Source organism: Planomonospora sp. ID82291 (assembly GCF_015711645.1).
Classification (GTDB): domain Bacteria; phylum Actinomycetota; class Actinomycetes; order Streptosporangiales; family Streptosporangiaceae; genus Planomonospora.
Map to the genome: position 1 here is coordinate 123,844 of NZ_JABTEX010000006.1, position 15,958 is coordinate 139,801.

Annotated in this window: 5 protein-coding genes; all 5 read right to left on the reverse strand. The window is 69.9% G+C overall.

Annotated elements, in window-relative coordinates:
• Positions 1-32: 32 nt before the first annotated feature.
• From HS045_RS30065 to HS045_RS30085, 5 genes are read right to left on the reverse strand one after another with little or no spacing between them, the layout of a single operon-like run.
• Positions 33-1,220 carry an McrC family protein gene (locus HS045_RS30065; RefSeq protein WP_196454991.1) on the reverse strand — a complete coding sequence of 396 codons (1,188 nt, stop codon included), beginning with the start codon at positions 1,218-1,220 and terminating at the stop codon, positions 33-35.
• Positions 1,217-3,325 (reverse strand): AAA family ATPase, encoded by a 2,109-nt coding sequence (locus HS045_RS36300; RefSeq protein ID WP_196454992.1) that lies wholly within the window; start codon positions 3,323-3,325, stop codon positions 1,217-1,219. Before HS045_RS36300 ends, HS045_RS30065 begins: the two co-directional genes overlap by 4 nt.
• A gap of 2 nt (positions 3,326-3,327) precedes the next feature.
• Complete coding sequence (locus tag HS045_RS30075) at positions 3,328-7,569, reverse strand: Eco57I restriction-modification methylase domain-containing protein (RefSeq protein WP_196454993.1); 4,242 nt, start codon at positions 7,567-7,569, stop codon at positions 3,328-3,330.
• On the reverse strand, positions 7,566-10,442 hold the full coding sequence (locus HS045_RS30080; RefSeq protein WP_307827800.1) for a helicase-related protein: 2,877 nt from the start codon (positions 10,440-10,442) through the stop codon (positions 7,566-7,568). Before HS045_RS30080 ends, HS045_RS30075 begins: the two co-directional genes overlap by 4 nt.
• Entirely contained in the window at positions 10,439-15,526 is a 5,088-nt protein-coding gene (locus HS045_RS30085; protein WP_196454994.1) for a DEAD/DEAH box helicase, read from the reverse strand. Before HS045_RS30085 ends, HS045_RS30080 begins: the two co-directional genes overlap by 4 nt.
• Positions 15,527-15,958 lie beyond the last annotated feature (432 nt).

Below are 15,958 nucleotides of genomic sequence, written 5' to 3' on the forward strand. Positions count from 1 at the left end.
GCCGGGCATCACCGGGAGCTGGGCCATGCCGTTCAGGGGGCGCTCTGCCTGCCGGCCAGTTCGGCCGCGATGCCTCCTACCTGGGTCAGCAACTGCTCCGGTGGCAGGGTGAGGTCGAGGGCATGGCAGATGATCTCGATGCCGGTGTGCCGGACGGCGTGCCGGGCCGCCGCCGCGTTTCCCTTGGCGTAGACCAGATGGCCCTGCGGGAGCCGTAACGCCGTGCAGTAGGCCAGCATCTGGTACAGGTCCGCGTCAGGGTAGCCGGCGGATTTCTCCCGCTTGTACTTGGCGTCGGCCACCGCGGCGGGTCGCCCGTGCAGCTCCCACACCAGGTCCGGGCGCATCCGCACCGCCAGCGCGTCATCGAGGTGACAGGGGTACTGCGGGCGGGCGGCCCCGCCGTGGCGAGCGTGCAGCTCCTCGGAGATCGCGACGGTCACGAAGTCTTCGAACACCTTGGGCAGGTTGAACAGGAACCCGTTGGCGGCGATGGCGCCGGGGGTGTGCTCGGGCGAGGTGGCCCGCCAGATGATCTCCGCCAGGCGCAGCGCCGCCTGGTAGCGGGCATTGAGCCGGGACGGCTGCCAGTGCGGGAGCACCGTGCCGCCGACCAGGCTGGTCACTCCGGCCAGCCGTCCCCGCAGCGCGGTCAGGCGCCGCCGGGATTCGGCGTCGATACCGGGGACGGTGAGCAGCCGGGTGATCGCGGCCAGCAGGATCCGGTTCTCGGCGACGTCCACGGTGAAGTCGTCGTGGCGGATCTCCATCGGGATCACCCGCCCGTGATGGCGCCGCAGCTGCTCCCCTTCCCGCAGCCGCCCGCGCAGCACGTAGGAGGACTCCTCCACCGTCCGGTATCCCTGCAGGAGTCCTTGGCGCAGCGCCTGCTCGGCCTGCCGCCACAGCGCTTGGGCCACCGCGGGCACCAGCCCGTCGCGGGCGTCCAATCCGATGGTCTCCTGCCGCCATCCCTTGGGGTCGGCCGCGTACCCGACGAGGAACAGCAGTCGGTCGATGGCGAGTTTCGGCGTCACCCACACCTCAACGTCGCCGATCAGCGCGACTCCGACCCTGCCGCGCGGGGTGACCTCCCACACGCCTTCCTCGTACGGTGAGGGCCGGGCGTCGACCACGTCGGAGCCGGCCAGGTGCCGTCCCTGCTCGGCGGAGAGCCGGGCCAGGACCTGCCCGGTCTCGGGTACCTCGATCCGGGTCATTTCGGTACGGCGGCCGCCTGCCGCAGCGCCGACAGCCGGTAGCGGTCCAGGACGCTGGGCGGGCTGCCGTAGTGGTGTTCGGCCAGCAGCGGCAGGATCGAGGTCTCCCAGACCGTCTCCAGGCCGTCGACGCGATGGTAGATGCCGGGTTTCATCAGGTAGGACGGGCCGATCGCCAGGTCGTGGTCCTCGATGCGGGCGTTGAGCGCCTCCAGCAGCGCGGGGGCGTCCAGGTTGTGCACGGCCGAAGGATCGCTTTCGCGGAGCCGTTCCAGCCAGCGGCCCAGCAGGCCCCGCACCGGGACGAGGTCCGGGTGCAGCTCGACGAACCGGAACCGGCGCCGCATGGCGGCGTCGACCAGGGCGATGGAGCGGTCGGTGGTGTTCATCGTGCCGATGACGAAGATGTTCTCCGGCAGGGTGAAGTCCGCCTCGGCCGAGTACAGCAGGCTGATCGCGTCGTCGCGGTACTCCAGCAGGAAGTACAGCTCGCCGAAGACCTTGGCCAGGTTGGCGCGGTTGATCTCGTCGATGATGAGGATGTACGGGTCGGAGGGGTGCTGGCGGGCCGCCTCGACGAGCTGCCGGAACGGCCCCGGCCGCAGTTCGAAGGCGAGCTGGCCGTCGGCCCGCTGCACCGGCCGGAACCCCTCGAAGAAGTCCTCGTAGGTGTAGGACGGGTGGAACTGCACGAGCTTGACCGCGCTCGGCTCGGCCAGCCGCCCGGCGAGCTTGCGGGCCAGGAACGTCTTGCCGGTGCCGGGCGGCCCGTACAGGATGATCTGCTTGTTCTCCCACAGCAGGTCGGCCAGGCGCTGAAGCTGCGCGCGGTCGATGAAGGTCTCCTCAGCGAGCTCCTCGCCGACCTCGCCGAAGGCGAGGTCCTTCGGCGGTCCGGCCTGGGCATCGTCGAGTTCGACGCCGAGCGCGGTCAGCAGCTCTTCGACCGCGGTGAGGTTCTCGGTGAGCTCGACCACGTCGGACTGGCTGTGCAGCTTCGCCGGCAGGGGGTGGGGCAGGTTCGCGAACGGCACCGGCCGGGTCTCGTTCAGCCACGCCACCGCGCGGCGCAGGTTGGAGCGCTGATCGGAGGAGTGCACGTAGACGGCTTCACCGGTGATCCGGCCGACGTACGCCTTGCCCTGGGTGGTGGTGAGCACGTAGTCACCGGGGCGCATCCGGTTGCAGAACGCGTCGAACTCCGCCAGCTTGGCCTGCCGCACCGCGTACGACTTGTGCTGGTAGTCCTCCTCGATGGCGGTCTTGAGGAGGTCACGTTCGATCGGTGAGGGGATCTCGCGAAGGCTGGAGGCGGCCAGCGACACCGACCCTCTGTGCAGCCACACCGGAACCAGATCCCGCCCGTCCACCGACGATCCGCGCACCAGCCAGGCCCGGCGGTTCCCCGGCTCGGGGTTCAGGGACGGGAGCTCCTCCAGCCGCTCCTTGATCTCCCAGCCCTGGACCCGATCCGTCTGGGAGAGACGGCCGCTGGGGTCGAAGGTCACGCTCTCCGATCGGAGCCGTTGAGCGATGTCGCCGCCCCGGTATCTGAAGTGGCGCATGCCTTCGCCGGGAAGCGTGCCGTCGTCGTAGGCCACGCGGTAGGCCCCGGGAACGTCGACTTGGGCGAGGAAGTGAGGCAGCTGGTCCTCGGGCAGGCCTGTCGCTTCTGCGAGGTCACGGTATGAGGTCCATGCGCCGGCCGGTACCGACCCGAGCGCCTCGACGAGCAGTTGCTCACTGCCGGACAGCTGCTTGAGGGCATGGGTGCGGTGGCGGCGGATCTCCTGATATCTGCGGAGGAGTTCGGCGAAGAGCTCCGATTCCGAATAGGTCGCCAGGGCTTCGATCCCGGCCTCAGTGAGGAACCAGTGTCCCCGCTTGATGATCCAGCCGATGGTCGCGGCATCACCGCTCCGCCAGCCGAGCGCCACCTGCCAGCGTGGACGACCGCGTTCGTCGAGGTGGGCCTCGTAGGGCGTGAAGTCGAATCGTCCGGCGACGGCGTCTACGACCTGCTGCTTGGAGAGCGGCTCCACGCTGTCGCGCAGCACTTCCATCGCGGTACGAAAGATGGCTTCGATGCGGACGGAATCGGTCACGGTCAGCTGCTCCCAGGTGCCTCGAGGGCCGGTCGGGCGGGATGGCGGGGCCCATGGCCGGGCGCGGGGTCAAGGACGGTCCGGTACGGCGCGCGCCCGGCGATCGCGTCGGCCATGGCGTCGTAGATCTCGCCGATCGCCTTCCTGGTCCGGGCGAACAGGTCCGGGGAGACGTTCTGGAAGGCGCGGAAGGTGCCCAGGATGTAGTCGACGTCGTCGCGGGTCACGCCGTACAGGTGGAAGTAGGCGGCGTCCAGTTCGGCGCGGAGCCAGAACCTCCGCTCCTCGTCCCACCGGTACGGCGGGCCGTCGTCGCCGTGGTCGCGGGCGAAGGCCTCCATGTCGTAGGAGGTGTAGGTCAGCTCCAGCACCCGCGTCCGGACCCACCGGTCGAGGCGTTCGTCCGGGTACCACGGGCAGTCCCGTTCGTAGGCTTCAGGCGGCAGTACCGGAAGCTGCTTGAAGATGAAGTACTTGAGGGACGTGCCGGAGATCTTCTGACGAGCGCAGAAGTCGAGAACGAGCGAGGTCAGGTTGGCCTGAAGAAGAGCGCCGTCTCTTTCCGGTAGGGCGAGAAGAAACTTGTCACCTACCGCTGCCCTAGGGAGCGCTGTACTGATCACGGTACGGGTATCGGCGCTGCGGCAGATGTCGCGCCAGCCCAGCAGCCAACCGTGCTCCCACCTCCGCTTTCGGCGGTCACCTCGAACAGCGTCCTGCGGGCAAAGACGATCTTCAACTGCCTCCTCTGGCACCCAGTACTCGGGCATTCCAACGTAGGCCGGATCCTCTTTCTGCTCAGGCGTGGATCTGGGGAGCGTGCCCTTGTTGAGCTGGGCCTGGGTCGCGTTGAGGTAGGTGCTGAACCGGTGGTCGAAGTGGTGGAGCATCTTCGCCTCATACAGCGGCAGCAGCCGTTCGCCGTTCCGGATGAGGACGTTGCCCTTCAGCTCCCATCCCTCGTCGAGCATGCCTGTCAGCGTCTCGCCGTTGGCGGCGCTGGGCCGGAACAGGCCTGAGTCATTCGCCATGTGCAACATGGCCATGAACGACAGACCCCACGGGTTGAGCCCCTCACCATCCTGGGTGGGTTCCCTCCACAGCACCGGCACGCGGCGGTAGATACCGACGGTGATGTCGGCGTTCCGCTTGTGGTCGAAGACCGGGCAGGTGCCGGTGTTCGGGTTGAGGAGGACGATGTCTCCGGGGGTGAGGACGAACTCGCGCTCGGTGATCTGTTGCTTCTTCCGGAGCCGGAACGCCAGGCGGATGTGCTCCTGCGGAGCGCGCCGGCCTGAGGCGCTCCATAGGCAGAACCGGAACTGGTTGTGGACGTTCGGGAAGAGTTTCTCCTCGTTCTCGAAGTCGTAGAGCGAGGCGAGGGTTTTGGTCTCCACCATGTCCTTGAAGAAGAACTGGGTGGTGGCGTCGGTGGCGATGCCGGTGGGCAGCACCATGCCGACTCGGCCGTGCGGGGCCAGCAGGGTTCGGCCGGTCTCGGCGAATACCGCGTAGGTGTTGATGTCGCCCCGGCCGGTCAGCGGGTACCGTCCTGAGTCGCGCAGCAGCAGCGTCGCGCCGTCGGCCTGCCGCAGCTCGCCGACGAATTCGGCATACAGCCGCCGGTCGGCCTCCTCCTCGCTGTCCTTCAGCGCCGCGATCGCCTTCTTCCGCGCGGCGGCGTTCTTGGCGCTCGCGATGTCCTCGTTCCTCGCGGCGAAGAACTCCTTCTCCTGGATCTTCACCCGCTCCCACGGCGGGTTGCCGATGACGCAGGTGAACCCGCCGTCCCAGCCGGTCTGAGGGTCGGTCGGCCCGTTCTCCGGGACGCGGAACAGATGCGGGAACTCCACGTGCCAGTGGAAGAACCGGTAGTCGCGGGCCAGTTCGTCGACCTTCTCGGTCATCGTCCGCTGCCGCTCGTCGAGATCGTCGCCGCCGATCCAGGCCAGGGTGCCGTGCTTGATCGCCGACAGTCGGGTCTGGGAGGTCAGCTCCTGCACGAACGCGGCGCACCAGGCGTCGGCCACCCGCTTCATCGGTCGGCGTTCGGCGTCGAGGGCGCGGAGCCTGCGCCGCTGCACGACCAGACCGGCCAGATCCTCCGGCAGCTCACCGACGAGTTCGCGAGTGCGTGCCGCTAGGCGCGTGTTGGACCGGTCGATCGCCTCCTCACCGAACAGGCTGTCCTGGATGACGCCCTTGGCGGCTTGGGCTTTCTCGGTCTCGCTCTCTTTCGCCACCGCCGAGGCGACCTTCTTGTCGTCGCCCTCGATCGGCTTGAACGCCTCCTTCGGGATGCCCCGGCTGATCAGCGCAGGCGTCGCGCCGAGCAGGGCGTTGCCGACGCGGATGTTGGCGTCGAGGAACGCCAGTGGTCTGCCGGGCTCGACCGACTCCAGCCAGAGCGAAACCTTGGCCAGCTCGGCGGCCATCTCGTTGATGTCCACGCCGTAGATGCAGCGGGAGACGACCTCGCGCATCGCGTGCCGTACGAGATCCGGGGAGGGCTCGTCCTCACCCGAGCGGACCTCTGCGATGCGTCGCGCGATCCGGCGGGCCGCGGCGACCAGGAAGTGGCCCGAACCGCAGGCCGGGTCGCACACGGTGACACCCAGCAGGGCCTCGACCTTCGCTTCGGCGGGCTCGGCGCCGCGGGCAGCTTCGTCCAGCACCGGGTTGAGCGCGGTCTCGAGCAGCGCCTCGGTCAGGGACGACGGGGTGTAGTAGGAGCCGGTGGTCTTGCGTTCGTTGCCGGCCGCGCGCCGCAGCGTGAAGGTGCGGTCGTCGGCGTCGAGGTCGGGGTGAAGTTCCAGCAGCGATTCGTAGACGCTGCCGAGTTCCTCGGAGTCGAGCTCGCGGAAGTTGACCGGCCGCCGCTGCGTTCCCGAGTCGACCACGGCGAGGTGGCGCACGGCCTGCAGCAGGCGGCTGTTGGAGATCCGCATGCCCTCCAGGGGCGCGTCCAGCTCGTCCGGCAGGCTCGGCTCGCAGCGGGTGCCGTCGGGCAGCTCGGTGATCCGCTCGAACAGGCCGCCGATGCCGGGGACGGCGAGCTGCGAGAGTCCGGTCTGGGTTCCGAGGCCGTCGAAGACCAACTTGACCGCCTGCCACAGGTCGTCGTGGGGATCGGCGCCGCCGCGCAGGGCCCGGTCGCGCAGGCGCTGCGCCGAGAAGTACTTCGTGTACCGGTCGCGTGCGGCCAGCAGCATGGGAGCGGACTCGTCGGCGGTCACCGGCTCGAGTAGCACGTCGCGGTCTTCGGCGACGAACCAGAACAGCAGCCGGTAGACCAGGCGCAGGATCGCCCGGTTGTAGTCCTCCTTGCTCAGCGTGGTGAGCTTGTCGAGGTCGCCGTAAAAGTCGCGTTTCTGCTCGGTGCCGTAGAGCGGCGATGAGGAGAGGTCGTCTGCGGTGGCGTTCCCGGCGAGCCGCTTGCGGAGCAGGTCGTTGGCGGGATGCTGGAGGAACCCGGTGCCGAGCGTGTTGATCGCCAGCTCCACGCCCTTGCGCAGCCGCGCCAGCGCGCGTTCGCCGCTCTTTGCCGCGTCGGCGCGCCACTGCTCCAGGTAGCAGTCGGCCGAGGTCTTGCCTTCGGGGACGGCGAAGCGGGTGGCGTGGACGAGGCGGTAGAGCAGCACGAAGTCGGGGAAGAGCTGTTCGGAGAAGATCAGCTCCAGGTCGAACTCGACATACGCCGAGCCGGCCAGCGCGCGGGAGTCGTGCAGCAGCCGCAGCTTGCCGCCGTTGGCGAGGATCGCCCACAGGTGGTCGTCGCTGCGCTTGAGGAGATCTTGGACCATGGACTGCGGTGCCCTGTGCGCCGCACCGGCGACGCCCTTGGTGCGGTGGTCCAGATCGGCGTCCCAGCCGAGCAGGTGGATCGGCACGCGCCCCCAGCAGTGGCTGACCGGGAAATCGGTGTCGCCCACGCTGAACCCGCCCGAAGGCTGCAGCACACCGTAGCCGAGCTTATCGAACAGCGGCAGCAGCCAGTGGCCGCGGGTGCGCGGTGAACGTCCCTCCTGGGCGGCTTTGCCTCGTTCCCGGGTGAAGGCCTGCCAGGCGCCGTTGAGGTAGTCGAACGCGCGGGCGGCGGCCTCGCGGACGCTCTCGTGCGGCGACAGGCCGTAGGCGTCTGGTTCGCGGCCGGGCAGGTCCTTGTCCGCCAGGGCCCGGGTGAACAGGTCGGGGGGCAGCAGGCCGCCCGCGATGCGCACGGCGGGGAAGGGGGAGCGGCTCACGGCAGGCCTCCGGCGGCGGCGGGCATGTAGACGTAGACGCCGAGCAGGTCAGCGGGTTTGTTCGCGATGACGGTGATCTTGCTGGTGCCGCTCTGCCGACTGGCCTCCCGGACGCGGGCGTGCGAGTCGCGTAGCTGCTCGGCTGCGGCGTCGGCCTCGGCGTCGAGTGCGTCTTCCAGGTGCCACAGCAGCCGGGGCTTGGTCGCGGGCTCGCGATCGGGTGCCTGGCGGGTCTCCAGGGCCAGCAGCCGCTCCAGGTCGTCGCGGGCCAGGTCGGGGGCGATGTTGCCGCTGGGTTCAGCAGCCAGCAGCGCCTCCACGTCCTGCGGCGGCAGCCACTCGGGGTTGTCCGGCCGGCCGCGGAAGGCCAGCACGCGGGCTTCCTCGGCGACCAGCGGCCGGGGCCCTTGCCGGCCGGGGAGGGTCAAGTGCATGCGGAAGCGGACCAGCAGCAGCGTGGTACGGCGCTGCACCGCATTGGTGCGCATGACGCCGCAGCGCCGCGCGGGGCGCGGTCCGGGTGTCTTCGGGTCGAGTGCGGCATCCAGCACGTAGCGGGCGATGGCGCCCACAGCCGGGTCGGTGCGGTCCAGGTGGGCGTGGCGGCGCGGCACCGGCAGGTCGCGGTGGAACGGCAGCGGCTGGGGGTGGCCGGGCGGCAGCGCGTCGCGCAGCCCGGGCGGCAGGGTCGCGGTGACGGCCGCGAAACCGTCCTCCCGCGCGGTCATGGAGGAGCCGAGCGCGTCGAGCGCCTCGCGGGCGAAGGTCTCGATCTCGGTCGAGGAGCCGAGGCCGGCGCGGATCTCGGCCAGTTCCCGGGCGACCTCGTCGGGTTTGATGCCGGCCTGGGCGAACTTGGTGCGGGAGGTGCGTTCCTTGGCCGCGGAGCTGTCCCATTCGGCGTGCAGGTCGGTGGCGGTGAACCCCTCCAGCGGCACCTGCTCCCAGGTCTCGGTGCTGCTGGTGAGCAGCTCCTCCATCAGCGCCTCGACCAGCTGGTTGGAGAAGTTCGGCACCGGGACGCTGACGCCGAGGCTCCTTCGGATCTCCTCGTGCTTGCGGATCAGTACCCGCATGACGATCTCGTCGATCAGGTTGTCGGCGCCGAGCATCGTGACCGCGCGGACCTTCTCGGCGGTCTGGCCGAACCGGTCGACGCGGCCCTCGCGCTGCTCGTGCCGGGTGGGGTTCCACGCCAGGTCGTAGTGGACGACGGCCTGGAAGGCGTCTTGCAGGTTGACGCCTTCGGACAGGCAGTCGGTCGCGACCAGCACGTGGCGGCCCTCGACGGCGCGCAGCTCGTCGATGCGGTTCTCGCGTTCGCTGGGCGGCAGCGTCCCGGTGACGCACGCGACGGTCGCGGCCGTGCCCAAAGCGGTGCGCAGGTGCTCGGCGACGTATTCGGCGGTGTCGATGAACCGGCAGAACACGATCGGGTCGTAGCCGTCGGCCAGCAGCCCCTGGACCACGCCGCCCAGCGCCTTCAGCTTGGTGTCCCCTCGTCCGGCCAGGGCGTCGGCGGCCTTGGCGAAGCGGACCAGGCGGGCCCGTTCGGTCTGGTCGTGCTCGTCGAGGTCGTCGGAGCCGGGGATCACGTCGACGGATTCGGCCGCCTCGTCTTCGGCCATGTCCAGGACGGTCGCGCGGCCGATCCGGTCGGCCTCCTGCGGGGTCTCGGTCTCCACGCCTTTGGCGCGGGTGCGCAGCGTGGCCGCGGCGGCGCGGGGCGAGGAGGCCAGGGCGCGCAGCAGCGCCAGCACCGACCAGTAGCGGACCCGCTGGCGCAGCTGCCCGCCGGAGGTGTCGCGGACCGTCTCGCGGGCGTAGGCGAGGACCTGCCGCAGCAGGGCGCGGTAGTCGTCGGTGAGGTGGTAGCGCTCCTCGCGGGTCTCGCGCGCGGAGGGGAACTTGGTGTCCTCTTTGAGGTAGGTGCGGATGTCGCCGCGGCGGCGCTGGACCATGTGCCGGGCGAGCTGCTCGCGGCCCTTGGCCTCGTCGAGGTTCAACTTCGCCAGGGTGGGGTCGAGCAGGCCGATCAGGTTGCGGAAGCTCTCGTCCTTGCCGCTGTGCGGGGTGGCGGTGACCAGCAGCAGGTGCCGGTCGGGGTCGGCGGCGAGTTTGCGGACCAGGTCGTAGCGGAGCATGCGGCCGCCGCCGGTCGAGTCGTCGGCGACGCAGGTGTGCGCCTCGTCCACGATCACCAGGTCGGGGCAGGCCCGCACGAAGTCGTCGCGGTGCCGGGGCGACTTGATGAAGTCGGTGGAGACCACCGTGTACCGGTAGAAGTCGAAGATCGACTGGTCGTCGCCGATGAGGTTCTTGTGCAACCGCTTGACGGTGGTCGGCAGCACCAGTTCGGCGTCGATGCGGAACTTGTCGGCGAGTTCCTGCTGCCACTGCTCGGCCAGCGCCGGGCTGCACAACACGGTCAGGCCGGTGGCGCTGCCCTGGGCGAGCAGTTCGGTGGCGATCAGGGACGCCTCGATGGTCTTGCCGATGCCGACGTCGTCGGCGATCAGCAGCCGCGCCGTCTCCTGGCGCAGCGCCATCAGCAGCGGCACCAGCTGGTAGGGGCGCGGTTCGACGGCCAGGCCGGCCAGGGACCGGAACGGTCCGGCAGTGGCGCGAAAACCGACGCGCAGCGCCGTGCGCAGCAGGCCCGCGCCGACCGCGTTGCCGGCGTCGCCGGGCGGGGGCGGCGGGAACGTCGCCTGGGTGACGTCTTCGACGCCGGTCAGGATGGCGGCGATCTCGTCGTCGCCTCCGCCGAGCGGTCGGGCGATGAGGAAGCCCTCGTCGCTGTCGGGCAGCACGACCCAGTCGCGGCCTCGGGCGTTGACCAGGGATCCGGGGGTGAAGACGGGCAACGTCACTTCCTCCTGCTGGCGCCGAAGACGCTCGGGTACTTGCTCACGATCTGCGTGTAGTCCTCACCGTAGGGGACGCGGATGACGCTCCAGCCGAGATCACGCAGCTCGTCCTCGGCGTCTGCGTCCCGGCCGGGCGCGCCGGCGTCGTCAGGGCCGTCGACGAAGACGGCCACGGTGCCGTAGAGCAGGTCCGGGCGGGCCGGGCAGCCGGCCGGCTCCGGGCTGATCCTGTCGGGGGCGCGGTACTCGTGCTCCTGCAACCAGGCGGTGAACGCGTGCCGCGGATCGTCGCCTTCGACGCCCAGCCGTACCGGCTCCCACGCCTCGTGCGGCTTGGTGAGGGCAGGTTCGGGGACGCGGGCGCGGGCGCAGGCCAGCAGCAGGTCGCGGACCAGGTGCCGGTCGATCAGCTGGTGGTAGCTCTGGTTGCCGTACGACAGCAGGCAGTCGTAGCAGGCCTTGGCGCAGCGCTCGTCGTTGATGGCGCCGCCGGTGTCGGCGCCGGTGTCGGGGTCGAAGTGGGCGATCTCCAGCGCCCGTCGCGCGGCCCGGGCCAGCGCGTCGTCTTCCATCACCAGGCGGCGCAGCACGCCGGCGCCGCCTTCGGAGCTCTCGATGAACAGCGCCCGCCCGCGGCTTTCATCATCGGGCAGCAGTTCGCTGACCAGCTCGCTGTCCTCCAGCTGGAACTCGGCCTCGATACCGCGTTCCAGCGCGTACATGAAGCTGGTCGCCTCCTGCACGGTGACCGGGCGCTCCAGCCGGGTGATGAGGATGTTGCGGCGGTCCTCGACGTAGGGGATGACGAGCTGCTTGGTCTGCACCAGGCCCGCGTCGTCGACCGGGTGCGGGTCAGGGGTCAGCGCGTTGCTCTCCGACAGCCACCGGCCGGTCCGCACGTTGATCCAGAACCCGTCGGTGGTGTGCCGCTTGCGGCCCATGTTGGTGACCCGCACGGTGGCCGTGTCGCCGTACTGCAACTCCAGCGCCGCCCGCCCGCCGTGAACGGCCGCCGCGTCCAGGCGGCCGGGCCGCACTCCGTGGTCGTTGAACCGGTAGGAGGTGATGAGGTCGTAGCCGGCGCGGCGGCGCTCCTCCTCATCGGAGGAGATCCGGTCGCGGCGGATCGTCTTGACCGTCTGCAGGCGCAGCAGCCGGTGCATGGTCTTGCCCAGCCGGCCGCCGCAGGACTCGCAGACGTCGGTGCCGACCTGCGAATCGTGCAGGTAGCCGCAGAACTCGCAGCGGCGCGCCGCCCGGGTGTCCAGGCCGCCCCCGCCCTGCTCGGTCGGGGTGAGCTGGACCTCCTTGACCTGGTAGCGCGAACCCTCGTGGTAGATGAGCGCGTCGGGGCCGAACTCGCGGATCGCGATGAACCGGGGGCGGTGGATGAACTCGACCTCGGTGTTCTTGCCCTTGCGCGCCGAGATGTAGGCCCGCAGCGGCAGGCGCGGGAAGGAGTAGCCCGGCAGGAACCCCTCGGAGGCCAGGTAGCGGTAGGAGTAGAAGTCGGTCTGGAAGTCGGAGGAGTCCTCGTTGCGCAGCAGCTTGAGCTGGTTTTCGGCTTCCCGGCGGCGCGCGGTCGCGATATCGCGGGCGCTCTTGCCGGTGGAGTGGTCGCCGATGATGCGGTGCTGCTCTTCGCGTTCGGCCTGCGCGGTCCGATACAGGTCGCGCCAGCGGTCGAAGGCCGCGCCGAACTCCCCGGGCGCGTCCTGGACGGCGCGGTCGATCCAGTCCGGATGCCACCAGGAGGTGGCCTCCAGCTCGCCGACGAGCTCGGCCAGGACGAACCGGGCCCGCTCAGCGGCCCGCGAGCGCGCATCGACGCGGACAGCGGCCGCGGCGACTTCCGCGAGCAGCGGGAACCCGGGAGCGTCGATGTCGAGGATGCCGGCGATGGAGCTGTCCAAGGCCAGGCCGGTCTCGGCCAGCCAGAGCGCGTGCACGTGCGAGCGGATCAGGTCCTCGTTGGTCAGATCCAGGCGCGGGGCGGCCACCGACCCGGCGACCATCTGGTCGCGCTTGCGGAAGTAGTACTGGTCGTGCGCGTTGCCGGTGGCGCAGTAGGTGACCACGAGCGCGGGCTGCCCGGACCGGCCGGCCCGCCCGGCGCGCTGGGCGTAGTTGGCCGGGGTGGGCGGCACGTTGCGCATGGCCACCGCACCCAGGCTGGCGATGTCGATGCCCAGCTCCATCGTGGGTGAGCAGTACAGCACCTGCAGGTCACCGTCGCGGAACTGCTCCTCGCGCAGCGCGCGGGCCTCGTTGGTGACCTGGGCGGTGTGCTCGCGGGCCTGCAGCCCGGCCAGGTTCGCCGCTTTCTGCCGGTAGAGGTCCTGGAAGAACGGGTTGACCCGCGGCCCCTTGTCGGCGGCGACCTGCTTGCGCAACCGGTCCTCGGCACCCTTGCCGTCACCGAGCCGCCACAGGATCGACGAGGCCTTGATCTGGTAGCCGTCCCGCTCCATGGTCAGCACCCCGCACCGTTCGGTGATGCTCAGCAGGTCGCGGATCATCGCGGTGGCGTCGTCGCGGACCAGGCCGTGGCGGGCGAACTCTTTCTGCTTGAGCAGGTGCTTGCCGTACACGCCGTAACCCGTCAGGTGCAGGTCGCGGCTGCCCTGGCGGCCCGCGCGCGGGTAGGCGACCGCGGTCGGCACGACCTGCTCGGTCGGCTCCATCGACCACGGTTCCTTCAGATAATGGCGGCTTTCCTCCTTGATCTGCTCGAACCCGGTCGCCGTCAGGCTGTCGACGTCGATGGCCAACACCCGCCGCAGCTCGTCCAGCAGGATGCGCAGCAGCTCCTCGCGGTGCTCGGGCACATCGTCGCGCAGCGCGGGGTGCGCGCCGTCCCACAGGTCCTGAGCGGCGGCGATGTCGGGCAGGTCGAGGTAGTCGACCTTGAGCAGGCCGGTCTGCTCCAGGTTGGGCATGGTGATCCGCCAGCCGCGCTCCAGGTCCATGTACAGGCGGTAGCTGATCAGTTGGCGCAGCGCCTTCCACGTGTTGCGTTCGGCGGTGAAGCGCACCTCGGGGTTCTGCGCGAAATCGGCCAGGGTCAGGTTGAGCGCGTCGGTCACCTTCTGCGCGATCACCTCGTGGGTGAGGCCGTCGGGGGCGTTCAACAGGGCCCGGTACAGCGCGCCGCGCAGCTGGACGACCTGGACGAAGTCGTTGAAGTGCCCGGCCTGCAGGCTGGCGTCCTGGCGGTTGTCGGTGAAGGCCAGCAGCTTGCGCTGCTCCTTGTCCAAGACCGGGTCGTGCTCGCGCAGGGTGCGCACCACCGTGGAGCTGAGCACGCTGGTGGCCGAGCTGCGCCCCTCCACCGCCAGTGAGCCCAGCTTGGCGAAATCACTGCCGCGCACCTGCTCATACGAGGTGCGGCAGCGCAGGCAGAACGTGAACGGCGCACGAACGTAGGCGGCCTTGGCGCCCTCGGCGTCGAGCCGGCCGTCGGGGGCGAGGTGCACCACCTCGGGCAGGTATCGCTTCTTCGCGCCCACCACATCAGGGGTGCCGTCCGACAGGGTCTCCAGCCAGGACTCGGGCAGCCGCTGCTCGTCGATGGCGATCTGCAGCGTGTCGGGCCAGGCGAAGTCCTCGGAGATGTACAGGTAGCCGTTGAGCTCCTCGCCGCTGGCGTCGCTTTCGCGGCGGGAGGTGAAGCGGGTGGCGCCCGCCTCCTCGATCCGCCGCACCGTCAGGTACTCCTGGCCGCATTCGCGGCAGAACGAGACCGGGACCAGCAGGTGGTCCTCCTTGCCCGGCTCGGGGACGACCGTCTGGTAGCGGCTGGTGATGTAGCGGGTCGCCTCCGGCTCGATGCTCACATACACGTCGTCGCCCTTGGACAGGAACTGGTGCAGCCGGAACGCGAACACCGGCCGCCGGGTCCGCGGATGCGTCAGGGACGCCCCCCGCTTCAGCGCGTCCTGGATCGCGGTGGCGCACTCCTGATGCGGGCGCCCGGTCAGCTCGGCAAGATCGCGGGCGGCCTCGGGCACGGTCCGCGGCCGGGGCGGACGGGTCAGCTCCTCGGTCACCCCGAACCGGGTCTCCACCCAGGAGGCCAGCGGGTCGGCGATGAACTCCTCGTAGCCGTCCGGGGTCGTCAGCGCCGTGACGGCCTCAGGGTCGCCGGTCGTGGCACGCTCCAGCGTCTCGCCGATCACGTGGGCGGGCGCCACCGGCACGCCGAACAGCCGACCGGCGACCTCGGCCACCTTCTGCCGCCGGACGCTTTGGCTGCCCTCGGTCGTCATCGTCGCCGACGTGCCCACGCACTGGATCTGTGTGGCCCCGCATGCGTCACGCACCCGGCGCACCAGCATCGCCACGTCCGCGCCCTGCCGCCCCCGGTAGGTGTGCAGCTCGTCCAGGACCAGCCAGTGCAGCCCTTGGGCGGCGGTGATGAGGCTTTCGCGCTCGCCGGGGCGGGTCAGCACCAGGTCCAGCATCACGTAGTTGGTCAGCAGGACGTCCGGCGGGTCGGCGAGGATCCGCTTGCGCTCCTCCCCTTTTTCCTGGCCGGTGTAGCGGCGGAAGGTGACCGGCTCCCGGCCGGGCCCGTACCCGCGCTGAAGGAACTTCTCCAGCTCGTGCACCTGGCTGTTGGCGAGCGCGTTCATCGGGTACACGATGATCGCTTTCACGCCCGGCCGGTAGGCGCCGCTCTCCTTTTGCCGCAGCACCCAGTCGACGATCGGCACGATGTAGCTCAGGCTCTTGCCCGAGCCGGTGCCGGTGGTCAGCACGTAGCTCGCGCCGGTGCGGGCGATCTCCACGGCCTGGCGCTGGTGCCGGTGCAGGTTGAGGATCTGCCCCGGGTTACCGTCGTCCTTGCCGACGCGGAAGATCCGCTCGCATTCGGCAGTGAGGAGACCGCGCTGCACCAGGTCGGAGACGGAGCCGCCGGGGGCGAAGTTCGGGTTCAGCGACAGGTAGGGGTCGGGCCACTGCTCGCCGGCGGCCTGCTGCCGCTCCACGTGCTCTCTGATCCGCCGGTTCTGGATCTCCGTGAACCCCGAGGTGAACGCCGCATAGTCAGCGATCAGGTGCTCATGAACCTTGAAGACGTCCATCCCCGCCCGTATCTCACGATTTTTTTGGATCTCGTGGGAAAGCACGCTATCGGCCTGGCGCGCCGGCCGGTATGGATTCACTGATCGTTTCTTCTCGTTCATCATCGTGCGGCCACCGGCCGTTACACCCTCAAGTCAGAATATGTCACTGGCCAGCGAAGCAGCCTGGGGCCTCATCTCATCCCAGGTACTCACCGTTAAGCGGCGTCATTCGCCGAGCACTGGACGACGGCGGCGTCTGCTTGCTCATCCAGTCTGCTGACGCCCCCGCCGAGGTCACCGGCTGAGCCGGTACCCCCTTCCCTTTCTCCGGCCGAGGCGTCGCTGGCGCGGGCTGGCGCTGCTGAGGAAGAGGCCGTGGCCGCAATCGACGGAGTGGTCACCGAGGCGTTGGACGCCCTCGGCGACGAGGAGTACGCGCCTGCCCGCACG

Bases quoted from the DNA above. Each gene is read 5' to 3' on its own strand.
- HS045_RS30065 (WP_196454991.1), bottom strand. From the start codon at position 1,220: ATGACCCGGATCGAGGTACCCGAGACCGGGCAGGTCCTGGCCCGGCTC.
- HS045_RS30085 (WP_196454994.1), bottom strand. From the start codon at position 15,526: ATGGACGTCTTCAAGGTTCATGAGCACCTGATCGCTGACTATGCGGCG.